The sequence below is a fragment of the Streptomyces aureus genome (genome assembly GCF_000725495.1).
In the GTDB taxonomy this organism is placed as follows: Bacteria; Actinomycetota; Actinomycetes; order Streptomycetales; family Streptomycetaceae; genus Streptomyces; species Streptomyces aureus_B.
Genome location: NZ_JNZD01000002.1, coordinates 306,431 through 332,574, shown reverse-complemented (window position 1 = coordinate 332,574; position 26,144 = coordinate 306,431). Strand labels below are relative to the sequence as shown.

The 26,144-nt window shown below is 71.0% G+C and carries 23 protein-coding genes and 2 pseudogenes; 9 read left to right on the top strand and 16 right to left on the bottom strand.

From position 1 onward, the window contains the following. Positions 1–108 precede the first annotated feature (108 nt). On the top strand, positions 109–1,293 hold the full coding sequence (locus tag IO36_RS03765; RefSeq protein WP_051899954.1) for a beta-ketoacyl-[acyl-carrier-protein] synthase family protein: 1,185 nt from the start codon (positions 109–111) through the stop codon (positions 1,291–1,293). 165 nt (positions 1,294–1,458) lie between these two features. Here the strand turns inward: IO36_RS03765 and IO36_RS03760 are convergent, their stop codons facing one another. Together IO36_RS03760 and IO36_RS03755 are read right to left on the bottom strand one after the other, a co-directional pair. Beyond that, positions 1,459–3,627: an ATP-binding SpoIIE family protein phosphatase gene (locus tag IO36_RS03760; protein WP_037615987.1), complete on the bottom strand. Its 2,169-nt coding sequence runs from the start codon at positions 3,625–3,627 to the stop codon at positions 1,459–1,461. Between the two features lie 418 nt (positions 3,628–4,045). Continuing rightward, positions 4,046–4,444, bottom strand: a complete 399-nt coding sequence (locus IO36_RS03755; RefSeq protein ID WP_037615984.1) for a VOC family protein — start codon at positions 4,442–4,444, stop codon at positions 4,046–4,048. 93 nt (positions 4,445–4,537) lie between these two features. Between IO36_RS03755 and IO36_RS03750 the strand changes: the two genes are divergently transcribed. The 4 genes from IO36_RS03750 (at position 4,538) to IO36_RS03735 (ending at position 7,635) form a co-directional block, all read left to right on the top strand. Beyond that, positions 4,538–5,548 (top strand): helix-turn-helix transcriptional regulator, encoded by a 1,011-nt coding sequence (locus tag IO36_RS03750; protein WP_037615982.1) that lies wholly within the window; start codon positions 4,538–4,540, stop codon positions 5,546–5,548. Positions 5,549–5,647: 99 nt separating this feature from the next. Beyond that, entirely contained in the window at positions 5,648–5,770 is a 123-nt protein-coding gene (locus IO36_RS48870) for a hypothetical protein (protein ID WP_280923713.1), read from the top strand. Between the two features lie 66 nt (positions 5,771–5,836). After that, positions 5,837–7,072 (top strand): hypothetical protein, encoded by a 1,236-nt coding sequence (locus tag IO36_RS45725; RefSeq protein WP_158997186.1) that lies wholly within the window; start codon positions 5,837–5,839, stop codon positions 7,070–7,072. 65 nt (positions 7,073–7,137) lie between these two features. Continuing rightward, positions 7,138–7,635, top strand: a complete 498-nt coding sequence (locus tag IO36_RS03735) for a GNAT family N-acetyltransferase (RefSeq protein WP_037615980.1) — start codon at positions 7,138–7,140, stop codon at positions 7,633–7,635. Positions 7,636–7,777: 142 nt separating this feature from the next. On the opposite strand, the gene IO36_RS03730 is transcribed toward IO36_RS03735, so the two are convergent. From IO36_RS03730 to IO36_RS03710, 5 genes are all read right to left on the bottom strand, one after another. Beyond that, on the bottom strand, positions 7,778–8,395 hold the full coding sequence (locus IO36_RS03730) for an MBL fold metallo-hydrolase (RefSeq protein ID WP_037615978.1): 618 nt from the start codon (positions 8,393–8,395) through the stop codon (positions 7,778–7,780). A gap of 62 nt (positions 8,396–8,457) precedes the next feature. Next, entirely contained in the window at positions 8,458–8,973 is a 516-nt protein-coding gene (locus IO36_RS46645; protein WP_037615976.1) for a hypothetical protein, read from the bottom strand. An 89-nt stretch (positions 8,974–9,062) separates the two neighbouring features. After that, positions 9,063–9,326: a hypothetical protein gene (locus tag IO36_RS03720; RefSeq protein WP_037615974.1), complete on the bottom strand. Its 264-nt coding sequence runs from the start codon at positions 9,324–9,326 to the stop codon at positions 9,063–9,065. A gap of 75 nt (positions 9,327–9,401) precedes the next feature. Next, the gene (locus IO36_RS03715; RefSeq protein ID WP_037615972.1) at positions 9,402–10,514 is read right to left on the bottom strand and encodes an aminotransferase class V-fold PLP-dependent enzyme; all 1,113 of its coding nucleotides are present in this window, start codon (positions 10,512–10,514) and stop codon (positions 9,402–9,404) included. Between the two features lie 399 nt (positions 10,515–10,913). Further along, positions 10,914–12,626: an MFS transporter gene (locus IO36_RS03710; protein ID WP_037615970.1), complete on the bottom strand. Its 1,713-nt coding sequence runs from the start codon at positions 12,624–12,626 to the stop codon at positions 10,914–10,916. Positions 12,627–12,899: 273 nt separating this feature from the next. Here IO36_RS03710 and IO36_RS03705 point away from each other — a divergent pair, with 273 nt between their 5' ends. Next, positions 12,900–13,667 carry a TetR/AcrR family transcriptional regulator gene (locus IO36_RS03705; protein WP_037615968.1) on the top strand — a complete coding sequence of 256 codons (768 nt, stop codon included), beginning with the start codon at positions 12,900–12,902 and terminating at the stop codon, positions 13,665–13,667. 42 nt (positions 13,668–13,709) lie between these two features. On the opposite strand, the pseudogene IO36_RS45715 reads toward IO36_RS03705, so the two are convergent. The 3 genes and pseudogenes from IO36_RS45715 to IO36_RS03695 form a co-directional block, all read right to left on the bottom strand. Beyond that, positions 13,710–14,267: pseudogene (locus IO36_RS45715) on the bottom strand (TIGR03943 family putative permease subunit); the annotation flags it as partial. A 318-nt stretch (positions 14,268–14,585) separates the two neighbouring features. Next, a pseudogene (locus IO36_RS45705) lies at positions 14,586–14,759 on the bottom strand (TIGR03943 family putative permease subunit); the annotation flags it as partial. Continuing rightward, entirely contained in the window at positions 14,756–15,775 is a 1,020-nt protein-coding gene (locus tag IO36_RS03695; RefSeq protein ID WP_037615964.1) for a permease, read from the bottom strand. The pseudogene IO36_RS45705 and the gene IO36_RS03695, both read right to left, overlap by 4 nt. Before the next feature lie 285 nt (positions 15,776–16,060). Here IO36_RS03695 and IO36_RS03690 point away from each other — a divergent pair, with 285 nt between their 5' ends. The 3 genes from IO36_RS03690 to pqqB all read left to right on the top strand — a co-directional run bounded on the left by IO36_RS03690 (position 16,061) and on the right by pqqB (position 20,753). Further along, on the top strand, positions 16,061–19,030 hold the full coding sequence (locus tag IO36_RS03690) for a carbohydrate binding domain-containing protein (protein ID WP_037615961.1): 2,970 nt from the start codon (positions 16,061–16,063) through the stop codon (positions 19,028–19,030). A 282-nt stretch (positions 19,031–19,312) separates the two neighbouring features. After that, positions 19,313–19,726 (top strand): SseB family protein, encoded by a 414-nt coding sequence (locus IO36_RS03685; protein WP_037615959.1) that lies wholly within the window; start codon positions 19,313–19,315, stop codon positions 19,724–19,726. A gap of 151 nt (positions 19,727–19,877) precedes the next feature. Then, positions 19,878–20,753, top strand: a complete 876-nt coding sequence (gene pqqB / locus IO36_RS03680) for a pyrroloquinoline quinone biosynthesis protein PqqB (protein WP_037615957.1) — start codon at positions 19,878–19,880, stop codon at positions 20,751–20,753. A 19-nt stretch (positions 20,754–20,772) separates the two neighbouring features. On the opposite strand, the gene IO36_RS03675 is transcribed toward pqqB, so the two are convergent. The 6 genes from IO36_RS03675 to IO36_RS03650 form a co-directional block, all read right to left on the bottom strand. Next, positions 20,773–21,165 carry a MarR family winged helix-turn-helix transcriptional regulator gene (locus tag IO36_RS03675; protein WP_037615953.1) on the bottom strand — a complete coding sequence of 131 codons (393 nt, stop codon included), beginning with the start codon at positions 21,163–21,165 and terminating at the stop codon, positions 20,773–20,775. A gap of 74 nt (positions 21,166–21,239) precedes the next feature. Then, positions 21,240–21,590, bottom strand: coding sequence for a VOC family protein (locus IO36_RS03670; protein ID WP_037615950.1), 351 nt, complete (start codon positions 21,588–21,590; stop codon positions 21,240–21,242). A gap of 168 nt (positions 21,591–21,758) precedes the next feature. Beyond that, the gene (locus IO36_RS03665; protein WP_037615948.1) at positions 21,759–22,790 is read right to left on the bottom strand and encodes a LacI family DNA-binding transcriptional regulator; all 1,032 of its coding nucleotides are present in this window, start codon (positions 22,788–22,790) and stop codon (positions 21,759–21,761) included. Then, positions 22,787–23,692 carry a carbohydrate ABC transporter permease gene (locus tag IO36_RS03660; protein WP_037615945.1) on the bottom strand — a complete coding sequence of 302 codons (906 nt, stop codon included), beginning with the start codon at positions 23,690–23,692 and terminating at the stop codon, positions 22,787–22,789. Before IO36_RS03660 ends, IO36_RS03665 begins: the two co-directional genes overlap by 4 nt. Beyond that, positions 23,689–24,612 (bottom strand): carbohydrate ABC transporter permease, encoded by a 924-nt coding sequence (locus tag IO36_RS03655; RefSeq protein WP_037615943.1) that lies wholly within the window; start codon positions 24,610–24,612, stop codon positions 23,689–23,691. Before IO36_RS03655 ends, IO36_RS03660 begins: the two co-directional genes overlap by 4 nt. Beyond that, positions 24,609–25,931 (bottom strand): extracellular solute-binding protein, encoded by a 1,323-nt coding sequence (locus IO36_RS03650; protein ID WP_037615941.1) that lies wholly within the window; start codon positions 25,929–25,931, stop codon positions 24,609–24,611. The genes IO36_RS03655 and IO36_RS03650 overlap by 4 nt, the downstream gene beginning before the upstream one ends. Positions 25,932–26,144 lie beyond the last annotated feature (213 nt).

Sequence of the window (26,144 nt, the reverse complement as noted above, 5' to 3'; positions counted from 1 at the left end):
ACAGCGACTCCCGAAGTGGAGCCCGTCGGCATGGGCGCGAAGTTCCAGAGCGGCCCATGACGCAGCCCTCATGACGTTCCTCCTCGCTCCCCTGGAAAGGTGCCCATCATGGCCGCTTACCTCTGCCCTCCTGCCGTGATACACGGCGAGCACGCCGTGGAGACCAGCCAGATCGTGGCGGAGGTGCGCGACCGGCACCCGCATGCGGCGTGGGCGCCGCGGATCGACGGCATCGCGGCCAGTACGGGCATCGAGACCCGCGGGTGGATGCTGCCGCTGGAGACCGCCGTCGCGCCCGGCGACGGCAGCTGCCTGCAGGCTGTCGGCATCGGAACCGCCCAAGAGGCGCTGGCACGCGACGGGTTCACCCAGCAGGACGTGGACCGGGTGATCGCCGCCCTCGAGGCGATACCCGCGCCGCAGACCGCCCAGGAGCGCACCGCGCCGGCCTGGGAGGCCGTGCAGTCCTACGGAGAGCGTGCGGCGCGCGGGGCGCTGCAGATCGCCGGGCTGGACGCCGCGGACATCGACTGCCTGATCACCAGTCACTCCACCACCCCGGCGCTGCCCGGGCTGGACATCGCCCTGGCCAACAAGCTCGCGCTCCGCAACGACGTGAAGCTGCTGCCGGCCACGCAGTGGGCCTGCGTCGCGGGGACCCGCTCCCTCGCCCTGGCGGCCGACCTCGTGGCCGCGGACCCCGACCGGGTGGTCCTGGTCGTGATCGCGGAGGCGCTGAGCACGACCTACCAGCCCGCGGACGACACCCTCGAGTCCCTGATCGTCCGGCTGCTGTTCGCGGACACCGCGGTCGCCGCGGTGGTCACGGGCCGCCCGAGGCGCGAGTCGGTGCTGCGGCTGGACGCGGCCTGGCACCACACCGTGCCCGACACCCAAGACCTGCACTGCCTGGAAACACGGGCGGACGGCACCCACTTCGTGATGGACCGGCGCGGGCCGCGCGCCGTACAGGAGACGGTCACCGCGATGTGGGAGTGGCTGCGCGCCCGTTACCAGGACGACCCCGACTCCTGGCACCCCGACGTGCTCCTCGCGCACCCCGGCGGGACCCGGGTGCTGGAGTACATGGAGCAGACGATGCCCGACGCATGGCCGTCCGGGCTGCTGGACTACAGCCGGGACAGCTACACCAGCGGCAACCGCGGGGGCGCCGCCGTGTTCGACATCCTGAGGCGGGCGCACGACGCCGGACAGAAGCCGGGCAGTCGCGCCGTCCTGTACGCGGCGGCACCGGGCCTCACCGCCACCGCCCTGGAGGGGGAGTGGCTGTAGTGCGAGCCCGCGCCACACTTAGCGGGTAACGGGCCGCCCGCATCACCGGTCACGCGACCGGTACCGCTGTGGGCGCCGTCCGCACCGTCGGTGGCGCCGGCCGACGCGCACGCCGCCCCTGCCCTCGCCGCGCTCGCGTACGCCCGGTCGCGCCCCGCAGTCGCGTCATCGTGCGACTTCCGCCCAGACCACCTTGCCGGTGTCCGTCCACCGCACCCCCCACCGGGTGGTGAGCCGGTGCACGATGTGCAGGCCACGCCCGCCGTCGTCGAGGAGGCCGCTCCGGCTCAGACGCGGCCTGCCGTTGCCGGTGTCGCCCACCTCGCACAGCAGGCCGTGACCACCACCGGCCCTGATCAGTCGTATCGTGATGGGGCCGGTGGCAAAGCGCACCGCGTTCGTGACCAGTTCGCTGACCAGCAGCCGCACGTCGTCCTGGGTGTCGCTCCTGGTGTGCCATTGCCGCAGCAGCGCGGAGACGCGCGCGCGGGCATGGGCGGGCGCGTCGTCGCGAGCGGGTAGCCGCCAGGTCGCGGTGTCCCCCTTGTGGTAGCCGATCATGCGTGCGAGCAGCAGGGTCACGTCGTCGCGCCGGCGCTTGGGCGCCAGCGCGGAGACGACGTGCCGTGCGGCCTGCTCCAGGGCATCCCAGGGGTGCACCGTGGAAACGGCGTCCGCCAGGCGGCTGATGCCCTCGTCGATCGACAGGGCCGGATCTTCCACCAGGCCGTCGGTGTAGAGGGCGAGCAGGGAACCCGGGGGCACGGCGAACGTGTGCACGTCGAACGGCTCCCGCAGCGCGAACTCGGCGCCCAGGCCGGGGTGAGGGCGGACCGCGAGCGGGCCCGCGTGCCCGTTCGGGAGCACCAGGATCGGAGGGAGGTGGCCCGCGCTGGAGAGCGCCACGTGGTGGCTGACCGGGTCGTAGAGGGCGATGCAGCAGGTGGAGCCGAGGGCGCTGTAGCCTGCCGCCAGCCCGGACTCCGCGTCGTCCAGCAGCGTCACAGTCTCGTCCAGGTGCTCCAGCACCTCGTCGGGTGCCAGCCCCGCGGACAGCAGCGCGCGGGCCTCCATGCTCAGCTGGCCCATGGTCGCCGCGGCTCCCAGGCCATGCCCGACGACGTCACCGACTACCAGCGCGGTACGGCCGTCCGGCAGCGGAAAGCTGTTCACCCAGTCGCCGCCGACGCCCGCGCTGTCGGGCGTGGCGGGCTGGTAGACGCTGGCGATCTCAAGGGTGTGGCCCCCGGTCCGGGGCAGCAGCCGACGCTGCAACGCCAGCACCTGCGTGTGCTCGCGCTGGTGCTGACGGGCCAGGTCGACGTGATGGGAGGTCCTGGCCACCAGTTCCTGCAGGTCGAACAACTCGCTGTCGCGGAAGGGGCGGTCCGCCCGCCGCCAGACCTCCGCCAGGCCCAGTACGACGGGTGGCGCACCGTCCAGGACCAGCGGTACGCACGCCACGCTCGCCGACCGGTCACCGGGCACCAGGGCACGGATCACTCGGGGACTGCCGAGCAGCCGCTCGACCGTCTTCCGGTCGGGTATGACGATGGGCTGAGGGGCATCGGCCCGCCGCACCGCCTGTGCCAGCAGGCGACTCGCGTCGCTCGGAAGATCGTCGCCCGGCGTCACGTAACCCTCGGGCCACGCCCGGTCCGGCACCAGGGCTGCCCGCCGTAGCCGGATGCGCCCCTGCGCGTGGTCGGTGACTCCCTCGCCCGTCCACACGGCGAAGTCGAGGTCGACGGCGGCCACGTCTCCCCAGGTCAACAGGGACTCCGCCAGCGACTGCGCGGTCTCGCCGATGTCCAGCGAGGTGCCGATCGCGGTCTCGGCGGCGTACAGGTGCAGCCTCCTGGCCATGGCGATCACGGAGACGGTCAAGCCCTCCTGAGGCGCCGCGGCGGGCAGGATGCTGAGCGAGGCCACCAGCTCCGACCCGTCGCCGCGCCGCAGGCGCTGGATCCGGGCGACGTGCGCCTCACCGATCTCCAGGACCTGCCGCAACCGCCGTGTGACCGTCGGTACGTCCCCGGCGGGCAGGAGATCGGCGAAAGGACTCCCGGTCACGGCGTCCAGACCCGCGAATACGGGGGCGTCCAGATTGCAGCCGGTGATCCTCAGATCCCTGTCCAGGCTGATCACGCCGAGAATCTGATCCTGACGGTCGGCTGCCGGGTTGTCGGGTACGCGTTGGCGGGTGGCGTGGTCACCCCGGGCGCTCGCAGGACCGGCCGCCGCTGCCGCTGCGCCGCGCGGGACGTAGCGCCCCAGGGCGCTGCTGACCTGGTGAAACGGCGAAGAGGACGAGGGGGAGGGTGTGGAGTCCATGCGGCTCCCTCAGCAATCCCCGGCGCAGCGCCGGGGCTGCGCTCGGACCCGTGCGTCGGGGCACCGAGATCCCTGACCGCACACCTCATTGAATAACACCGGGGGCCGCTTCGCCCACACCAGTGGATCGCGCGGTGAACGCTGACCATGAGGGAACGCCGCGGCCGGTGGAGCCGTGCTCACCCTGCCGGGGGCGTCACCCGCCAGGATGCGACCACCGCCGCAGGACCACCAGGAGCCGGCGCCCACGGTGATGGCCAGTCCGAGTTCGCTGCGGAGGCGCGCACAGGAGCAGCACGATCAGGCCGCCCCCACGTCATGCAGACCTGCCGTGCGCGGGATGCCGGGTATTGCGCTCGGCAGGGCTATAGCCGGACCTCTCATCAGCGATCAGTGCACCTGGTGGCTGTGCGTGGCGTCAGCGTGCGAATTTCTCGATGGCCGCCGGGGTCACGGGAGTGAAGAAGTTGACGAGGTTGCCGTCGGGGTCGCGGAACAGCAGCGAGCGGTTGCCCCAGGGCATCGTGGTGGGCTCGGTGACGAAGTCGGTGACGAAGCCGGCCAGGTTCTGGTGAACGAGGTCCACGTCGTCGACGAGGAACTCGGTGATCACGCTGTGGTTGTCCGCCGGGCGGGCGGAGCCCGGGGCGAACAGCGGGACGGTGCGGGTGCCGGCGATCGCGAGGGTGGCGCCGGCGGTCCTGAGTTCGGCGAAGTCCTCGGTGGCCCACGTCGCCCGCGCCCCGGTGGCTCGCTCGTAGAAGTCGACGAGGCGTGCGACGTCGCTGGTGATGATGCGGATCGAGACGAAGTCCATGGGAATCTCCTTGGCTGTGCTGGAGGCGTGCACGTCGAAGGCTAGGAGAAATAGGGGACAGAATCGGTCCTGTATTCGGGCTAGGCTGCCGACATGTCCCGACCGACCGGCCGCGTGCTGACACTCCTGGAGCTGCTGCAGTCGGGCGGCACCCGGACGGTGGCCGAACTCGCCGAACGGCTCGGCGTCGAGGGGCGCACCGTGCGCCGGTACGTGGACCAGCTGATCGATCTGGACGTGCCCGTGGAATCGGTGCGCGGCCGCTACGGCGGGTACCGGCTTGCCCCCGGGTACCGCTTGCCTCCGCTCATGCTCAGCGACGACGAGGCGCTGGCCGTACTGCTCGGCCTGGTCGCGGGCCGCCGTGCAGGGTTGACGACGATGGACCGCACGGCAAACGAGACGGCGTCGGCGAAGATCCGGCGGGTGCTGCCCCAGCACATCGCCCGTCGGCTCGACACACTCCTGGAAGCTCTCGCCTTCACGGATCGGCCCGGCGAGTTGGACACCCCGGACGCCGGCGTCCTGCTCACGATGGCCGACGCGGTGCGCCACTCCCGACCGGTCTCGATCCGCTACACCGACCGAGACGGACGGCGCAGCGAACGCACGCTGCACGCGTACGGGATCGTCGCCCATGCGGGCCGGTGGTACGTCACGGGCAAGGACGCCCGGAGTGGCGAGGACCGAACCTTCCGGCTCGATCGCATCGCGGACGCGCGGACCCTGACCGGCTCGTTCGAGGTGCCAGTGGGTCCCGGTCCGGCCCAGCGCGTGTTGTCAGGGTTCGCCACGGCCGAGTACCGGCATGAGGTGACCCTGCGGATCCACGGGTCGGTCGAGCAGATCCGCGCCCGCCTTCCGGCCGCCGTCGCGATCCTGGAGGAGCACGAGTCCGCGGCCGGCGAGGACCGCGCGACCGAGCGCTGGCGGCGCGTCGAGCTGCGGGCGGAGCGGCTCGACTGGTTGCCCCCGGTACTCGCCTCACTCGACCGGCCGTTCGTCATCGAGCGCCCCGACGAACTCCGCGACCTCGTCATCGCGCTCGCCGATCGCCTCGCCTCCTACGCCGCCGAGCCGGACCGCGAGTTGCCGATGCCATGAGATGGCGCACCGGCACTGTCTTCTACCGCCGGCCTGTGGACGGCGGCCTTCTTCCTCGGTGAGTTCGCCTGCCCGCTCGCCCTGCTGGCCGCCAAGGGCATGATCGGCACCCTGGCCTCGGCGGTCGTGCTGCTCGGCCTGCTCACGGCGCTGGTCTCGGCCGCGCTGCTCCCGCTGACCCGCCGTTCCCCGAAGGCCCAGGTCGCGGCGGTGCGCGGATGATTGCGTGAACCATGATCGGCCAGGGATGATGCCCCGCAAGATTCACATGGCAGGGGTGGGACGACTGTGGAGCGAGAAGCCCGCGACGGCGGAGTGGAATCGTCGGGAACGCCGGACCGGGTCCGTTTCCGGGCGTCGTGGCGGCAGTCGCTGCCACTGAGCCTGGTCCTCGGCGCCTCGGTGCTGATGCAGTTGTCGAACCCGTTGCTGTGGGGGCACGAAGGGGCCGGATCCCTCGGCCTGCCGTCCGGGCTCCGGGTGCTGTCCCTGGTGATGGTGTTCCTGGTCCTGTTCGAACTGTGGGTGCTGGGCCGCTATGTCGGGGTGACCCTGACGCGGGAGGCCGTCGTGGTCCACAACCTGCGCCGCCGCACGATCCCGTGGACCGCCGTGGCCGAGGTCGCGGTCGAACCGGTCTTCGGTGGACGGCGGGTGGTCCTCTATGAGACGGACGGCCGCCGTACCCCGCTCCGCATGCCCAGCACCGCGTTCCTCGCCAGCGACCGCCGGTTCGACGACAAGGTCGCGACGATCCGGAGCCGGTGGCTGGCCGCCGGCGGCGTGTCCGCCCTCGCTGCCACCGCCGGCGAGTCCGGTGCCTGGGGCCACACGGAGGGCGTGTCCGGTGCCTGGGGCCACACGGACGGCGAGCCCGGTTCCTGGGGACACCCCGGCGGCCGGGCGCCCGGGCGGCTGGTGATGCGGCCCGCGCCGAGCCGGTCGGTGCCCACGGCCCTGCTGCTCGGCTGGCTCGCGGCCGACGCCCTGATCATGGGGTTCGCCGACGGACCCGGCCATGCTCTGTCCACGCTTCTCGCCCGTGTGCTCGGCGTACTCGTCGCGACGGCGCTGCTGTTCGGGGCGGGCCTCCTGAGCCTGGGCAGAGGTGTCGTCCTCACCGCCGACCACCTGACCGTACGCGGGCCGCGGCCCCGGACGATTCCCTGGGACCGGATCCGGGGGATCGCCGTCGAGCCGTACCGCGGCGGGCGCAGGACAGTCGTCGTCGAAGCGGACGGTCTCCGTACGCCGTTGCCGGTTCCGCGCGTCGGACGCGTGCTGTGGGACTCCGAGTTCGAGGCCAGGGTCCGGACGCTGCGGCAGTGGCAGCACGCCCACGCGGGTACCGACCCAAGTCCGGCCGAAGCGGCGCCTCAGCCCGACGACCAGGGAGCACTCCTCCCGTACCGCGGACCGCGCATGTGGCAGAAGGCGGTCCTGACACTCGCCTGCGCCGTCCTCGGATACGAGATCTTCGTGTCGCTCCTGGTCGGCTCCCTCTTTCTCACCGTCGGTCAGTGAGACCTCGTTTTGCGTGGTGATAATCAACTTGCCGCCCGCCCCGGCGGGCGGGCAGGGTCTGGATCATGCTCGAACTACGCACTGTGGAATCAGACGACTGGCCCCTCTGGCGGGAGTTGCGACTGGCCGCGCTTGCTGAGGCGCCCTACGCGTTCGGATCGACGCTGGCCCAGTGGCAGGGCCCCGGAGACCGCGAGGAACGCTGGCGTGCCCGTCTGTCGATTCCGGGCGCGCACGATCTCGTCGCGCTCCTCGACGGCCTTCCGGTGGGCATGGCCAGCGGAGTGCCGGACGAGGGAGCAGAGAACGTGGAGTTGATCTCGATGTGGGTCAACCCCACGGCCCGGGGCCAGGGCGTGGGTGACCACCTGATCCAGGAGGTCGAGCGGTGGGCGGCGGGGCGCGGTGCCATGACGCTGCGGTTGTCCGTCATGCCGGACAACCGCAAGGCGACCGCGCTCTATGAGCGGCACGGTTTCACGGACACGGGTGAGCCCGGCGATCTTCTGCCCGATGGCGTTGGCAGGGAGCGGGTCCTGGCGAAGAGCCTGGCCGCTGTCTGAACTCCCCATCCGGACACGGCACGATCCCTCACGGGGTCAGGCTGCGGCGAGGGGGCGTCCGCTCCGGCGCATGCCCTTCTCGCCCTGCCGACGCGAGGATGATGAGCACCAACCCGGCGAACCTACCTGTGCGGTCACAGCACTAGAGGTCGACCGATCCCCCCAGCGGGATGCGGGCGTACTCCGTCCCGGGTTCCTCCTCGAGCCATCCGTCGAAGTTCTCCTTGCCGATGTCGCTGAGGTTGATGTCGTGGATGGGGAAGGCACGGGCCGGTCGTACGGCGCGGACGAACTCGATCGCCTCGCGCAGCTTCAGCCAGGGGCCGGAGGCCGGGACGAGCAGGGTGTGGACCGGTTGGTCGGGGACGAACAGGGAGTCCCCGGGGTGGTAGACGCCCTCGACGACGAAGCCGATGTTGGGGCAGCCGGGCAGACCGTCGATGATCTCGGCGTGCTCGCCTCCGACGGCCTGCACGGTGAACCCGGCCGCGGTGAAGGTCTCTCCCGGTGCGACGGCGGTCGTGCCCCGGCCGAGGGCCGCGGCCAGGGCGGGATGGGTGTGGACGGTCAGCCCGGGGACGCTCTTCCGGGCCGCGTCCAGCTTGTCCACGTCGATGTGGTCCGCGTGCTCGTGGGTGATGAGCACGGCGTCGGCACCCGACAGGGCTTCCGTCTCCGAGAAGGTGCCCGGGTCGATCACGAGCACGCGATCCCCGTCCTCGATGCGGACACAGGCATGGCCGTACTTGGTCAGACGCATCCGGTCAACGTACCGTCACGAGCAGGCCGGCATCTGCGAATAACGGTGAGGGTTCTGACGGTTCAGCAGCCCTTGGAGGGGTGGGTGGCGGGCGGTGCCGTCGCCTGCAGGCTCCAGCCGGGCGGCTCGGAACCGGGTCCGCCGATCAGGACGGCAGAGGCCCGGGCGCCGTGGTCCAGCTTCTTGTGCCACGTGAACTCGCCCTGGTCGAGCGAGTCTTGGTCGATGGTCCACCCCAGATCCCGCATGGCGACCCGGATGTGTGCGGCCACCTCGGGCGCGGACCCGCCTCCGATGAAGTCGACGGCGACGGTCGCGTCGTCCCAGCCGTAGGTCGACTTGATGCCGTCGCACGAGTCCCAGCGCGGTTCGACGCTCTGCTTCAGCGTGACGTGTGCGCCCGGCGGCACCACGGACAGCACCGGGTGGATCGCCTCGAGCCGCCGGTGCCCCGGATCGGGGTCACCGACCGGCAGGGGCGTCACGTCGCAGCCGGTCAGTGCCATGACCGTGGCGAGACCCGCGACCACGGCGGCGGACAACACACCCTGCGCCGAACGGCGTTCGAACCCCCACATGGGAGGAGATGATCACACGTTCCTGTGGAAAGTCCAGGTCTGGTGACCTTCGCGACGGACCGGCACGGGGCCCCTGCGGCCGGGCCCGGTCAGTCGTGCGCAGAGCCCGACGCGTCGGCCGAACCGCGTCGGTCCCGCCGCCGTCGTCCACGGCGCAGGCCTCCGGCGCCCGCGACGGCGACGAGGAAGGTGCCGCCCACGGTCATGGGGAGGTCCGAGGCGAAAGGCCTCAGCGGGGCGTGTTCGACGACGGCCCGGTCGAACACGATCCCCAGGAGGGCACCGGCCAGCGTGACGCCCCACAAGAGGGCTGTCAGCAGCCAGGTGTTCCGGGTGCTCAGCCAGGCATTCATCGGATCATGATGCACCCGACGAGCCGTCCGCGGCAGTCCTTGACGCGACTGCCGAGCATCGTGCGTGACGTCGATTCAGTTCCTCAGGGACGACAGCGCTGCCGCGACCCGCTCCGCGGCCTCCGGCGGGGTCGAGGCGTGCGGGGAGAAGCGGAGGGAGTCGGCGCGTACCGTCGGGGTCACTCCCTCGGCGTGCAGGGCCTTCGCCACGACGGCCGGGTCCCGGTCGGGCAGGGTGAAGGACAGGATGCCCGCGCGGCGGGCCGGGTCGGCGGGGGAGAGGACACGGCCGCCGTGGGCCACCACGACCTCGGTGAGTTCGGTGATCCGCTCGGCCACGGCCGCCTCGATCGCGGCGACGGAGTGCTGTTCCACGAGCTCCAGCGCGGCGGCGAACGCGGCCGCCGTCACCGGGCTGAGGTTGGTGATCGACCACCGCCGCGCGTCCGGGGACGGCGGGTGTTCCACGCCGTCGAAGACACCGACGTCCTCGACACCCGTCCAGCCGGTGAGAACCGGTTCCAGGGACTCCAGGGCGCGGTCGGACAGGACCGCGCAACCGGTCGCCCAGCCCGCGCGCAGCCACTTCTGGCCGCCCGCCACGACCACGTCGGCTGCGGCCCAGTCCATCGCGGCCACGCCGAACGCCTGGATCGCGTCCACGATCAGCAGCCGGTCCGGTCCGATCGCCTCGCGCAGCGCCGCCAGGTCCACACGGAATCCGGTGCGGAAGTCCACGGCACTGACGGACACGGCCACGACGTCGTCGGTCAGCGCGGCACGGACCAGGTCTGGGGTGACCCCCTCGCCCGGCGCCGGGTCGAGCCAGCGGGGTGTGGCCCGGCCCAGGTCGGCGGTGCGGCGCCACGGATAGTGGTTGGCCGGGAAGTCGGTGCTCGGGGTGAGGACCACGCCCTCCCGGATGCCGAGGGCGGCGTGGAACAGGCCGGTGGAGGCGTTGGGGAGCAGCACCGTGTGCCGTCCGTCGCTGCCCGCGAGGCGCGCTGCCGTGTCCCGGGCGACGGTCTCCGCCCGCATCAGGCCGTCCACGGTCGTGTGATCGGCCCGGGCCGACTCCTCCAGGGCGCGCGCTGTGGCGGCCACGGCGTCCCGGGACGGCGGGCCGAACCGTGCGAAGTCCAGGTACCCGGCGGGTGTGTCGAAGTGGGCTGCGTACGACGTGAGCACGGGGCTCGTCCTTCCGGGGCGGGGCGGTACGAAGGGTGGTGCGGGTGCCGGTGGGGTGTGCCGGGCGGTACGAAGGGCTGGGCGGGGGTCGGCGGGGCGGGGCCGGCGTGGCGGTGTCCCGGGCGCCTGGTCACCCGCCTGCACCGTACGCGCCCTGCCGCGTCACGAACGGTCCGGGGTGCACCCCGGGGTGTCGCCCGGCATCGCGTTCCGGGACTCCGGCCCGCACCGGGTGCCCGCACGCAGTGAGCGTCGTACGGGAAAGGGGACGGCCGGGCACCTCCGAAGAGAGATGCCCGGCCGTCCCCCGCAGCCGCAGCCGAGGCCGAACCCGAACCGGAAGTCGCGGTCGAGAAGAGACCGGAAGCCGGACCGGGACGTGGGACCTGAACCCCGTGCTCAGTGCCCCGCCGACTCCTCCGGCCGGGCGTGCCGCGGCAGCAGGAACGCCAGCAGGAACGTCAGCACCAGCATCCCGTCGACGACCCAGAGCAGCGTCTGCATGACGGAGCCGAACCCGCTGCGGAACGCCGACGTCGCGGTCTCCTGCAGGGCGGCCGGTATCCGCGCGCCGGCCTCGGGCGAGGTCACCGCGGAGCGGGTCTCCTTCTCCAGGCGGGCGCAGGACGCCGGAGTCGCGGCCGGGTCCTTGGCGGTGGCGCGGTCGGAGGTGCAGGTGCGCAGACCCGCCACGATCCGGTCCTGGGCGTCGGGCGCCACGTGCGCGGCCGACAGCTGCGAGCGCAGGTGGTCCGAGCGGTGGTCGACGGCGGTGGAGATCCCGCCGCCCAGCAGGCCGAAGAACATCGTGCCGAGGATGGCCACGCCGAAGGCGCCGCCGAGCTGCTGCACCGCGGTCATCGTGCCGGACGCGGAACCGGTCTCGTGCTGCTCCACGCTGGCCAGCACGATGTCGAAGAACGGGGCCATGAGCAGACCCATGCCGATGCCCGTGACGAGCAGCGACGGAAGGAGCTGCCAGGGGCCGACGCCGGATCCCACCTGGTCGAGGGTCAGCCACACGCCGAAGACACCGAGCGCCATGACCACGGCGCCCGCCTGGAGCACGGTCCGGCCGAACTTGACGACGCCCTGGGCCACGCCGAAGCCGACGATCATGCCACCCGACCAGGGCACCATCACCAGGCCCGCCTTGAGCGGGGAGTATCCGAGGCCGATCTGGGTGTAGAGGTTGAAGACGAGCATGAAGCCCTGCATGGTCGAGAAGAAGACCAGGCCGAGGATCATGCCGCCGCTGAAGCCGCGCTTGCGGAAGAGGCTCGGGACGACCAGCGGGTCCCGCCCGTCCCGGCTGCGGCGCGACTCGTACAGGGCGAAGCCGACGAAGACGACCACCGAGGCGCCCATCATCACGAACGTCCACACGGGCCAGTCGTACTCACGGCCCTGGACGAGCGGGAAGATGATCAGGAGGGCGGCCAGGGAGACCAGGATCATGCCGGGGATGTCGAGACGCGGCTTGGTCTCCGAGCGGCCCCGCGGCAGGTAGCGCACGGCACCGAGGATCGCGGCGGCGCCGAGCGGCAGGTTGATCAGGAAGATCATGCGCCAGCCGGTGCCGAAGTAGTCGGCGTCCACCAGCCAGCCCGCCAGGATCGGGCCGCACACCGCGGACAGACCCATGACCGGGCCGAACATGCCGAAGGCCTTCTGCGACTCCTTCGGCGGGAACATCTCCTTGATCATGCCGAGGCCCTGCGGCAGCATGACCGCGCCGAACAGACCCTGGACGACCCGCGCGCCGATCAGCATCCCGGGGGACACGGACACCGCGCACAGCAGCGAACCGAGGGTGAAGCCGGCGGCTCCGACCAGGAACATCGTGCGGCGCCCGTGAATGTCCCCGAGCCGTCCGCCGGTGACGAGCCCGACGGCCATCGAGAGGGTGTAGGCGGCGGCGAGCCACTGCAGCGTGGACGCGCCGCCGCCGAGGTCGGCCCGCATGGAGGGGCCGGCGATGTTCGTGACGACGGCGTCGAGGAGGTCCATCACCTCGGCCGCGAGGATCACGAACAGCGCAGCCCAGCGCCACCGGTAGGGCGCTGGTGAGTCGATGGGCGTCTCGGCGGACGCGACACCGGTGGTGGACATCGGAAACTCCTCGTGAAGAGGCCGCGCCGGGACACGACCGGAGCGCGGTGGGGCGGATGGATGTGACTGCCCGGCTTGCCGTCACGGGGGAGAAGCAGAAGGCCAGACGCCGGTGAACGCCGTTCACCTTAACAGAACAGTGCTCATCAAGAGAACGGCGTTCATTAAGATATAGCGCAACTCCAGGACGGGGACAAGATATATCGCGTTTCTGCCGGGTGAACGCCGCTCACCCGGAGAGAACACTGCTCTCCGGGTGCCTACACTGGGCCCATGAGCGACGCGGCCGCCGGCACCCCCGAAACACCCCCGCCGTCCCCCTGGGAGCGTGAGCGTCCCGCCCGGGCCCGTGTCACCCCGGCGCGCGAGCCGCTGTCGCGCGAGCGCATCGTCGAGGCGGCCTTCGTCGTGCTCGACCGGTCCGGCCTGGACAAGCTGTCGATGCGTCAGGTGGCGTCCGAGCTGGACGTCGCGGTCTCCGCCCTCTACGCCTACGTCCGCTCCAAGGACGACCTCCTGGAGCTGATGTACACGCGGCAGTTCGCCAGCTTCACGCTGCCCGAACCCGACCCGGAGCGCTGGCAGGAGCAGGTGCGGGACTACGCGCGCTCCTGGCGCCGGATCCTGCTGTCACACCGCGACATGGCCAGGATCTCCATGGCGCACGTCCCCTTCACCGCCGAACTGCTGCCGTACGTCGAGGCGTTGCTCGCCATCTTCCGTACCGCCGGACTGCCCGACCGCATCGCCGCCGAGGCCGGCGACCTCATCTCCACCTACATCGACGGATTCGTCCTGGAGGAGGGCATGTGGCAGGACCGGGCCGCCGAGCAGGCCGGCGGCACGCTGGCCCGCCCCGACTGGCGGGAGATGGCCGACGAGATGCAGAACTACTTCGCGTCCCTGCCCGAGGGGGACTTCCCCCATCTGCGGGCCCTGTCGGGATCGATGGTGACCGAGTCCTCCGACGAGCGGTTCGACATCGGCCTGGAGATCATCCTGCGGGGCCTCGCGAGCTATCTCCCGGACCGCGGGGCCTGAGCCCGGGGCGGGCCGCGGTCGACCCGCCCCGCCGCGTCCGGCTCAGTTGTTCCAGCTCTCGTCGTACGGATCGTGCGGCGTCGGCACCGGCTTGGCCGTGTCCACCGCGAGGTACGGGATGACACCTCCGTTGACCGGGTCCTCGGTCCGCCTGGCGCTGTAGCGGCCGGTGACCTCCAGCCAGGTGTCGGGCCGCAGGACGGGCGGGATCCGCCCGGACAGGCCGATCTTGACCGGCTGGGCGTCGGCGGCGCAGCAGTTGAGGGCCATGCGCACGAGATACGGGGCGCCGGAGCGGTCGAGCGCGACGAAGCCGACCACCTTGACCCGGCGGCCGCCGAGCGTGTGGCCGTGGTCGTACGCCGCCCTGCTCGCGTAGTCGACCAGGCCGAGGGCGACCGGGTCGCCGGTGGGCAGCTTGGCGTAGCCGAAGGGCTTCTGGAGCGTCGTACCGGTGCGCATCGCGCTGTAGGAGCCGAGGGCGGGCGGCGCGACCAGGATGAGCGCGAGCAGCGGGAGGACCAGGAGCCACGAGACCCACGGCTCACGGTGCCCGTGCTCGCCGCCGGGCGTGTGCCCGTGCTCAGGCCCGTGGTCGTGCTCGGCGTCGTGCCCGTGGCCGCGCTCACGGTCGGGCCCGTGATCGATATCGGCGCCGGGCCGGTGGTCATGCCCGTGCTTGCCGTTGTGCCCCTGTCCGGGGCCGTCCAGGGAACTGCTCGGCTCCGCGTGGGCCTCCGCGGACGCGGGCCCACCGGTGCCGGCGCCCGCGTCCGACTTCGCGACTGCGACCGAGGCCGCGTCCGCCTTTCCGGGCGCGTCCACGCCCGCCGCCGCGCCCGCGGCCCCGTCCCCGTCCGAGGGGCCGCGTCCGGTGCGGGCCCCGGCGGCGGCCCGACCGGCAGACGCCCGGTGCTCGCGTATCTCGTACCAGAGCGTGGCGAGAGCCGCGGCGATGAGGACGACGCCCGCCGCGAGCAGCAGGGGCCGCAACCCGGCCTTGACGTACCGCAGATAGAGATCCGTGACGCTCGCGTGCAGCACGGCCGCGCCGATGAGGAACAGAATGGCCGCCTGGGCCTGCCGGTTCACAGGAGCACCGCCCCGGTCAGTACGGACAGGGTGATCGCCAGGGCGAAGGTGGCGGGTGCGAAGCGGGTCGCGAAGCCGCGGCCGAACGTACCGACCTGCATGGCGAAGAGTTTCAGGTCGATCATCGGGCCGACGACGAGGAACGTCAGGCGCGCGGTGAGCGAGAACTGGGTCAGCGACGCGACCACGAACGCGTCGGCCTCGGAGCAGATCGACAGCAGGACGGCCAGGATCGCGAGGGCCAGGACGGACACGACCGGATTTCCGGCCGCGGCGTGCAGCCAGCTCGCGGGGACGACCGACTTGAGGGTGGCCGCGGCCATCGCGCCGAGCACGAGGAATCCGCCCGCGTGCATCACGTCGTGCCGCACCGACTCCCAGAACGCCGCCACCCTGCCGAGGCCCTCGTGCTCGTGCCGGGCCGGCGGTCGCAGCCAGTCGGTGCGGCCAAGGCGCTGCCAGAGCCAGCCCATCGCGCAGGCCACCAGGAGACTCGCCACGAAGCGGGCGAGAACCATCTCGGGGTTCCGGGGGAAGGCGACCGCGGTGGCGGTCAGCACGATCGGGTTGATCGCCGGGGCGGACAGCAGGAACGCCAGGGCCGCGGCGGGGGTGACGCCGCGGCGCACCAGCGCCCCGGCGACCGGTACGGAGGCGCATTCGCAGCCGGGCAGGATCGCCCCGGCCATGCCGGCGACCGGTACCGCGAGCGCCGGCCGCTTCGGCAGCGCGCGGGCGAAGAAGGACGGCGGGACGAACACCGCGATGACCGCGGACAGCAGCACGCCGAGGACGAGGAAGGGCAGCGCCTGGAGCACGACCGCGACGAACACGGTCATCCAGCTCTGCATCACCGGTGCGGCCAGCGCCCCGCGGATCGGCCCCTGCGACGCGACGACCAGCAGCAGGAGCATGGTCAGGGCGAGCGGGGAGTTGAAGTTCCAGCCCTGCCGGCCCGGCTGCTCGTCCTCGTCCCGCCGTCGGACCGGTGGCGGGGCTTCCTCGGTGATGGTCACGCTCGTACTACCTCCGGTCGGGGAAGGGCGTGGCTGCGGAAGCCCTTCCGCCTTGCATACGCCGGGACGGGCACAGCTTCTCACCGGGTGTCGGAGGGATTGCCCGTACCCGGGGCTTTCTTGACCTTCACCGGACCCGGGGCCCCTTGTGGAGCGGCCGTTGTCACATCTCTTTACGTCGGTGTCATGTACCTGTAGCTTCCCGGGCTGCAAGTGCTTTCAGGAATTTGCCGGTTCTTCTTGCAAGCCAACTCCCCCTCCCCGCACCCCCATTGGAGCCGCACCATGAGCCGCAGACGTCAACGCCCACCGCTGAGAGCCCTGGTGGCGCTCCTGGCGGTGACCGCACTGTTCGGACTGACCCCGCCGGACACCGGTGCCGTCCCCATGGAGACCACCGCCGCCACCTCCACGACGGCGACCGTCTTCTACTACACGAAGACCAAGAACTGGCCGGCCACCTATCTGCACTACGCCCCGGACGGCGGCTCCTGGACCACCGTTCCGGGCGTGCAGATGGAGGCCGCCTGCACGGACTGGGTGAAGAAGACCGTCGACCTCGGCTCCGCCACAGGGCTGCAGGCCACCTTCAACAACGGCAGCGGAACCTGGGACAACAACGGCGGCAACAACTACGCGCTGGGCACCGGCACCATCACCGTCAAGGACGGGGTGATCGCCCACAGCGACCCGTGCGCCGACACCGGTACCGGCACCGGCAACCAGGCCACCGTCTACTACTCGACCGCCACGTCGGGCTGGACCACGGCCAACATCCACTACGCGCCCACGGGCGGCTCCTGGACGACGGTCCCCGGCCTCGGCATGGAAAGCGCCTGCACCGGCTGGTGGAAGAAGACCCTCGACATCGGCACGGCGACCTCCCTCAAGGCCGCCTTCAACAACGGCAACGGCGTCTGGGACAACAACAACAGCGCCGACTACACGATCGCGACCGGCACCTCCACGGTGAAGGACCGGACCGTCACCGCCGACGCCAAGGACCCCTGCGCGGCCCAGACGCCCGACACCCAGGCGCCCACCGCACCCACCGGGGTCACCGCGACCGCGACCAACACCTCGGTGGTGGTGAGCTGGAACCCGGCGACCGACGACACCGCCGTGACGAAGTACCAGCTCACGCGGACGGGCGGTACGAAGGGCACGGTCGTCACCGACGTCGGCTCGACGGTGTACTCCGACACGGGACTCGAGGAGAAGACCGGCTACACCTACACGGTGAAGGCCGTCGACGCGGCCGGGAACACCTCGTCCGCCTCCGCCGCGGCCACCGTCACGACGGGGGAGAAGGCTCCCGAGCCGGCCGCGGGGACACCGCTCGGCACCGACCCGCGCAAGGACCCCATCTACTTCGTCCTGACCGCACGCTTCTACGACGGTGACAGCTCCAACAACCGCGGCGGGAGCCAGGACGTCAAGTCGGGCAACGCCGCCAACAACGACCCCATGTTCCGTGGCGACTTCAAAGGCCTGGTCGACAAGCTCGACTACATCAAGGCGCTCGGCTTCTCCGCCGTCTGGATCACCCCGGTCGTCCTCAACCGCTCGGACTACGACTACCACGGCTATCACGGCTACGACTTCTACAAGGTCGACCCGCGCCTGGAGTCGGCCGGCGCCTCCTACCAGGACCTGATCAACGCGGCCCACGCCAAGGGCATGAAGATCTACCAGGACGTCGTCTACAACCACAGCTCCCGCTGGGGTGCCAAGGGCCTGTTCACCCCCACGGTCTACGGCGTGCGCGACTCCCAGTGGAGCTGGTACTACGACGAGAAGAACGACGGCTTCGAGTACGACGGCCTGACCGTGGAGCCCAAGTCCGGGAAGTCGTACTACAACGGCGACCTGTGGTCGACCGCCGAACCCACCGGCAACACCTGCGTCAACTGGGGCAAGCCCACCGGCGGCAAGAGCGCCGAGGGCTACACCCTCTACAACTGCCAGTGGCCGAGCCCCACGTCGGGCATGTTCCCCAAGGCGTACTACCACCAGTGCTGGATCGGCAACTGGGAGGGCGAGGACTCCCGTTCCTGCTGGCTGCACGAGGACCTGGCCGACTTCAACACCGAGAACGCCACCGTCCAGAACTACTTGATCGGCGCCTACGACAAGTACATCGACATGGGCATCGACGGGTTCCGTATCGACACGGCCGTCCACATCCCGCGCGTCACCTGGAACCGCCGCTTCCTCCCCGCCATCTACGACCGGGTCACCCAGCGGTTCGGCACCGACGCCGCGAAGAACTTCTTCGTGTTCGGCGAGGTCGGCGCGTTCGTCAACGACAAGTGGAACCGCGGCTCGGTGAACCACTCCGCGCAGTTCTTCACCTGGAAGGAACGCAAGGAGTACAGCGCCGACGACGAGACCGCCTCCATCGAGCAGTACAACTACGAGGAGCAGCTCGGCACCGGCAACCAGCCCACCTCCACCAACGCCTTCCTGAACGGCAACAGCTACCACACCCCGGACCGCAGCCAGTTCTCCGGGATGAACATCATCGACATGCGCATGCACATGAACTTCGGCGACGCGCAGAACGCCTACAGCAACGGCAAGGACTCCGACGACTCCGTCAACGACGCCACGTACAACGTCGTCTACGTCGACAGTCACGACTACGGCCCCAACAAGTCGAGCACCCGCTACAGCGGCGGCACCGACGCCTGGGCCGAGAACATGTCCCTGATGTGGACCTTCCGCGGCATCCCCACGCTCTACTACGGATCGGAGATCGAGTTCCAGGCGGGCAAGCAGATCGACTGCGGGCCGACCTGCCCGCTGGCGACCACGGGACGCGCGTACTACGGCGACCATCTCGCCGGGAGCGTCACGGCCTCCGAGTTCGGCAAGGCCGACTCCGCGAGCGGCGAGGTCGCCACGACCCTCGCGCAGCCGCTGGTCAAGCACCTCCAGCGGCTCAACCAGATCCGCCGGGCGATCCCGGCCCTGCAGTCGGGCCAGTACTCGACCGACGGCATCAGCGGTTCGATGGCCTTCAAGCGCCGCTACACCAGCGGGTCGACCGACAGCTTCGCCCTCGTCACGGTCACCGGCGACGCCACGTTCACCGGCATCCCGAACGGCACCTACACGGACGCCGTCACCGGTGACGTCAAGACGGTCACCGGCGGCACGCTGTCCGTGGCCGCGCCCGGCAAGGGCAACCTGCGGGTGTACGTCCTCAACGGTCCCGGCAGGATCGGCACCGCCGGCCCGTACCTGAAGTAGTCCGCGGCCCGCGGACAGCCACGAAGGCGGCGATCACCGCGGTCGTGCCCGGGCGCCCCATGCCCGGGCACGACCGTGCGGTCGCCGCGTTCACCGCACTCCATCCGGCCTGCGCGCCACGGGCCCGGGTGCCCCATCAGTGTCCGCGTCGCGTGCCCCGTCGGCGCATCCGGCGCGCGACCGTATGAATGGCCCGGTGAGCGTTGGGTACGTGACCGTCGACCCGCCCGGGAGCGAGTGAGTCCCGGGTGCCCGCCGCCCGCCACGAACCGGGAATTCACCATGGACACGCCTTTGAACAACAACCACCCGGCCGCCCCCGCGGCGACGCCCGCCCAGCAGGCGCTGGACACCCTCGTCGTGAACACCGAGGACGCCGAGGCGCTGGACACCCTCGCCGGGAGCGACGTCCTCGTGCCCGTGCCGGACGACGCCTCGGACGAGGACATGGCCGACCCCCACGCCGTGGCGCTGCCCGTCCTGGACGATCCCGAGGGCGGCCAGGTGGTTCCGGTGTTCACCTCGGAGATGGAACTGGCCGAGCTGCTGCCCTCCGTCTCCCGCTACCGGCTCGTGCCCCTCGCCGCGCTCGCCTCCCAGTGGCCCCCCGGCGATCTGGACCTCATCATCGACGCCGCCTCGCCGCACGGGCTGACCCTCACCTCCGAGGGCGTCCGCACGCTGCTGGTGCGCTAGAAGCGGCCCCGCGGGGCCGGCCGGGCCCGGAGCCCGCGGGGCCGGCCCGTGGCGCAGGATGTCCGGATCCGCTCCTTGCCCGCGGGTGGGCCGGCCGTTCCGGAAGGGAAGGAAGATCCCTGGAAGGCCGCCGCCGAGGAGTGGGGTTCCCTTGAGAGTCGTCCTGCTGGGTACCGCCGCCGGTGGCGGCTTCCCCCGATGGAACTGCGCCTGCGCGCAGTGCTCGGCCGCCCGTGACGGAAGACTGGCCGCCCGCACCCAGGAGTGCGCCGCCGTCAGCGGCAACGGGCGCGACTGGTGGCTGCTCAACGCCTCACCCGACATCCGTACGCAGCTGAACGCCACCCCCGCGCTCACTCCCGGACTCGGGGGCACACCCGTGCGCGGCGCCCTCCTCACGGACGCCGAGGCCCATCACGTGATGGGCCTGACCGGGCTGTACGGCGTCCCGGGACTCAAGGTCTACGCCGCGCCACCGGTCCTCTCCGCGCTCTCCCCGCTGCGCCCCCTGCTCGAACGCCATGCCCCGTGGATGTGGGCGGACAGCTTCGCCGAGGGCGGGTTCGTGCTGGCCGGGGGACTGGTCGTCAGTGCCCACGCGCTCGGCTCCAGAGCCCCCGGATACCTCCCCGGGGCCGCCGACGACCGCTGGGTGACGGCGTACCGCGTCGAGGACCTGGCCAGCGGCGGCGTGCTCGTGTACGCGCCCGGTCTGGGCGAGTGGACCCCCGCGCTGGACGACCTGCTGGCCGGGGCGACCTGCGTCGTGCTCGACGGCACACTCTGCGCGGCCGGCGCGGCGGACGGCTCGGTACGGGGGCCGCGTGGACGGAGGACCTCGTGGCACCTGCCGGTCCTCGGACCGGACGGCAGCCTGGCCGCCCTGGCGCGGCACCCGCGCCCGCGCGTCGTCTACACCCACTTCGACAGCGGGAACCCGTTGCTCGACCCGGCCACGGACGCCTACGCGTCGGTGACCGGGGCCGGCGTCGGGATCCCGTCGGACGGCACCGAACTGCGGCTCTGACGCAGGCCCGGAGCGGGGATCAGCCCTGGAGCATACGGGCGAGCACGGACCGCTGGAGGGGGAGCACCTCGGCGTGCAGCGCGCGCCCCTTGGGGGTCAGCGCGACCCAGACCCCGCGGCGGTCCTCCTGGCAGACCGTGCGCTCCACCAGGCCGTCCTTCTCCAGCCGGCCGATGAGCCGGGACAGGGCGCTCTGGCTCAGATGGACGCGGTCGGCGATGTTCTGCACCCGGCAGTGCTCGCCGGGCTCCGTCACGGTCTCCGCGACCAGGATGTCCAGGACCTCGAAGTCACTGGCCCCCAGGCCGTGCGGATGCAGCGCGCGGTCGATCTCGCACATCGTGCGCGCGTGCACCGCGAGGATGTCCCGCCACTGGTCCTCCAGGCGGGAAGCGGGCGTCGTCGTTGCCATATATGAACGGTAACAGAGATCCGGCCACTAGTTGAGTGTGCAATTAGTGCGCCCGCATCCAGTTGTGGGAGCCCTCAGGTGGTGGGGTCCTCGATGAGCCCGTACAGGTTGCCCTCCGCGTCCTTCACCGAGGCGACCTGCCTGCCGTTGCCGACGTCCTGGAGCTCCTGGAGCGTCTCCGCGCCCGCGGCGATGAGGGCCGCAAGGGTGGCCTTGATGTCGTCGACGTGCCAGAAGGGCACCGGTCCGGTCAGTCCCTTGGCGTGGCCGTTCGGGTCGAGGCCGACATCCTGGCCCGCGTCCTTGAAACCGACGTAGTACGGCTCGTCCACATAGGGCTCCACCCCGAGCAACTGGGTGAACAGGGCCTTCGCCTTCTCGATGTCCTTGACGGGGTAGATGATGGTCTTGACTCCGGCGGTCATCTCGACTCCTGTGCGCTGTGCGTGCGGCCGTGTCGGCCTGCTCTCGTCCGCCGGAGTTCCGGCGGTCCCCCCACGCTAAGCCGGGTCCGGCCGCCACGGCTTCTCGAATCCTGACCGGTGCGCGCGCCGGTACCGAGGGCCCGCCCCCGGTACCGGCGCACACGGTCCTCAGGTGGACTCGCGGCGCACCAGCTCCGTCGGCAGGATCACCGCCGCCGGATCCTCGCCGCCGATCTGGGCCAGCAGCACCCGGACCATCTCGGAGCTGATGCGGTCCCAGGGCTGGCGGATGGTGGTGAGGGCCGGGGTGGCGGCCGTGGCGGCGGGGGAGTCGTCGAAGCCGCCGACCGCGACGTCCTCGGGCACCCGGCGGCCCGCCTTGCGCAGCGCGCTCAGCACGCCCTGGGCCATCAGGTCCGAGGCGACGAACACGGCGTCCATGTCCGGGGCGCGCTCCAGGAGCCGCTCGGCCCCCGCCTCCCCGCTGGCCCGGCTGTAGTCGCCGGAGACGACGAGGGAGTCGTCGGCCTCGACGCCCGCCTCGGCGAGCACCTCGCGATACCCCGCCAGACGCTCGACACCGCCGGGGGTGTCCAGCGGTCCGGTCACCATGCCGATCCGGCGCCGCCCGAGGGAGAGCAGATGCGTGACCATGTCCCGCGCGCCGTCCCGGTCGTCCGCGGCCACGTAACTCACCTTGGACCCGAGGCCGATGGGCTTGCCGCACGCGACGAGCGGGACCCCCGCCTCGCGCAGTTCCTCGGCGACCGGATCGCCGGAGTGGCTGGAGACCAGCAGCACCCCGTCGACATGGCCGGCCGTGATGTACCGGGTGATGCGGCGGCGTTCGTCCTGGGTGCCGGCGAGCATCAGCAGGAGAGGGACGTCGTGCGCCGCGAGCGCCTGGGTGCAGCCGCGCAGCAGGACGTTGAAGTTCGGGTCCTCGAAGAACCGCTCCTGCGGCTCGGTCAGCAGGAAGCCGACCGAGTCCGACCGCCCGGTGATCAGCGAACGGGCGTGCCGGTTCACGACGTACCCCGTCCTGCGGATGGCGGCGTTGACCGCCTCCTGTGCCGCGGGGCTCACATAGTGGCCGCCGTTGAGGACGCGCGAGACGGTGCCCCGCGAGACACCCGCCTCACGCGCCACGTCGTGGATCGTCGGCGGCTTGCGCCGGCCCCCCGTGTTGCCCATGGTCACGACTTTACGGCTCCTGACAGCAGGTCGAGGCTCCAGAAGCGCTGGATGACCAGGAACAGCGCGATGAGCGGGACGATCGCCAGCAGGGCGCCGGTGATGACCAGGGTGTACAGGGCCGGGGTGTTGGATCCCTGTTCCAGGAGCGTGTAGAGCCCGAGGGTGATCGGGAACTTCTCGTCGTCGCTCAGCATGATGTAGGGGAGCAGGAAGTTGTTCCAGACGGCGACGAACTGGAACAGGAACACCGTCACCAGTCCCGGCACCATCATGGGCAGCGCGACCCGGGTGAAGATCCGCCACTCGCCGGCCCCGTCCATCCGGCCGGCCTCGACCACGTCACCGGGGACGGCCGCGGCGGCGTAGATCCGGGCGAGGTAGACGCCGTACGGGGACAGGACGAGCGGCAGCAGCACGGACGCGTAGGAATCCGTCAGGTCCGCCTTGGCCAGGAGCAGGTACTGCGGGATCGCGAGGATCACCGGGGGCATCAGCACGCCCGCCATGAGGATGCTGAAGATGGTCTCCCGGCCCCGGAAGCGGTAGACCGCGAGGGCGTAGCCGCTGATCGCCGAGACACCCGTCGACAACAGCGCGCCCAGACCGGCGTAGAGGGCGGAGTTGCCCATCCACTTCCAGTAGATGCCCTCGCGGTAGGCGGCGAGGTCCCGGATGTTCTGGGTGAACCCGGTGCCGGGCAGGAAGGTGAACGTCGAGAACAGTTCGCGGCCCGACTTGGTGGCCGCGATCGCCACCCAGGCCACGGGCAGCAGGCAGTAGAGCGCGCCGAGCAGCAGCGTCAGGGTCGGGACCAGGGCGATCCGGCTGCCCTGGGGCGGTCCCTGGGCGGTGCCGGGGGTCGTGCCCGCGGCCGGGGCGGCCTTGCGGACGGCAAGAGAACTCATCGTGCTTCCTCCTGCTTGGTACGGGAGTTGGCGGCGCGCAGGAAACCGAAGGACAGGACCAGGGTCGCCACGGCGATGATCACTGCCTCGGCGGCGGCCGCGTAGATGTCACCGGTGTTGAACGCGTCCCGGTAGACCTTCATCAGCGGACTCCAGGTCGTGGAGACGGAGTTGGTGAGCGGCTTGAGGGTGGTCGGCTCGCTGAACACCTGGAGCGTGGCGATGATCGAGAAGAAGAAGGTGAGCACCAGCGAGGGCGCCACCATCGGGATCTTGATCCGCAGGGCCGTCTGCAGCGGGGTGGCGCCGTCCAGCTTCGCCGCCTCGCGGACCTCGGCCGGGATGGCCTGGAGCGAGGTGTAGATGACGATCATGTTGAAGCCGGTGCCGCCCCAGACCGCGATGTTCGACAGGGCGAGATAGAGGGGGCCGCCGTCCAGCAGGTCCGGCTGAGGCAGGCCCAGTTTGTCGAGGACGTAGAAGAAGGGGCTGACGTCCGGGAGGTAGAGGAAGCCCCACAGCAGCGCGGCCACCACACCGGGGATCGCGTACGGCAGGAAGATCGCGAGCCGGGTGACGGGCGCCAGACGGACCTTCTCCGTGTCGAGCATGAGCGCGAAGACCAGCGCGAGGCCGAGCATGACCGGCACCACGATGGCCCCGTACCCGGCCACGCGCAGCGCGCCGTCGACCAGTTCGCTGTCGGTCAGGGCGTCGGTGTAGTTCCGGAGCCCGGCCCACACCTCCTGGCGGGCGCCGGCGCCGAGGCCGAGCCCCTTGACCTGGACCTTGTGCAGGCTCAGCCAGACCGCGTAGCCGATGGGCAGCGCGAAGAAGAGGACGAAGAGGACCGCGGCGGGGAGGAGGAAACCGTACGGGGCCCCCTTGACCCCGTACGGCTTCCGGCGTGCGCTGGTCACTGAGCGACCCCGAAGCCCTGCTTCTTCAGGTCGGCGACGGTGGCGTCCTGCATGGTCTTCAGGGCGGCGCCGAAGTCCGACTTGTTCTTGGCGGCGGCGCCGAACGCGTCGTTGAAGGACGTGTAGGCGACGTTCACGTTCGGACCCCAGGCGGAGGGCGCGGTCGTCTTCGCGATCTCGGAGGCCTTGGTGTAGAAGTCGGACTGGTTGGAGAAGAAGGCCGGCGGCTGGGCGAACGCGTCGCTGGTCTGCGCGCTCGTGGAGGCCGGGTAGATGCCGCTCTCCTTGGCCAGCGCGGCCACCGCCTGCGGGTCCGTGTTCAGCCAGGCCGCGAACTTCGCGGCGGCGGCCTTGTGCGGGGAGTCCGTGGTGACGGCGGTCGAGGAGCCGCCCCAGCTGCCGGTGACGTTCTCGCCCGCCGACCACTGCGGCAGCGGGGCCATCGCCCACTTGCCCTTGGTCTGCGGGGCGGCCGTGGTCAGGGTGCCCGGTGCCCACACCGCGCTGACCCAGGCGATCTCCTTGCCGGTGTTCAGCGCCTTGTTCCAGGCCGGCTGGTACATCGGCTGGTTGTCGATCGCGCCCTCCTTGACGAGCCCGCCCCAGAAGTCGGCGACCTTGCGGGTGGCCGCGTCGTCGATGCCGACCTTCCACTTGTCGCCGGAGGAGGTCCACCACTTGGCGCCCGCCTGCTGCGCGAGACCCGCGAACAGGCCGGAGTCGTTGGCGGAGAAGGTGGTCAGGGCCTTGTCGGGCGCCTTCTTCTTCAGCGCGCGGGCGGTCTCGGCGAACTGCTCCCAGGTCGTGGGGACGGCCAGGCCGTACTTCTTGAAGAGGTCCGCGCGGTAGTAGAACATCATCGGGCCGATGTCCTGCGGGATCGCGTACACCGCGTCCGTCCCGAGCGTCGTCTGCTGCCACACGCCCTCGGCGAACTTGGACTTGGCGTCCTTCGACTCGGTGGCTATGTCGGCGAGCGCGTCATTGCTGACCAGCGTCGGAAGTGCCTGGTACTCGGCCTGGACCAGGTCGGGTGCCTTCTTCGCCTTGTGCGCGGTGAGGATCTTGGTGATGAGCGAGTCGCCCGAGGCCTGCTTCTTCACCTCGACGGTGATCTGCTGCTGCTTGCCCGGCCCCTTGTTCCAGAGGTCGACGACCTTGTCCATGCCCGGCGCCCAGGTCCAGAACGTCAGTGTCGCGGGTCCGGACGAGGATGCGCTCTTGTCGTCGTCGGACGAGCCGCAGGCGACGAGCGAGGTGGCGCCGAGGACGACGGCGATGGTGCTGGCCACGAGGCGGCTGTGCTTCGTGATGGGCATGGAACGTACTCCCCTGACCTGGGCCCCCGCCTGCTGCGGAAGGCCTGCCCTGTTCTTGCGCGGTTCGTTGTGCGGGGTGCGCCGGCCGGTACCGGGACCGTGGGCGTGTGACGGGTTCCGGGCCCTCGCGCGCTCGTCGGTCGACACCTGAGCGCCCCTCCGGCTCACTTGCCGTGCTTCTGTGAGCGTTCACAGTAGAGAAACATCCCGGAC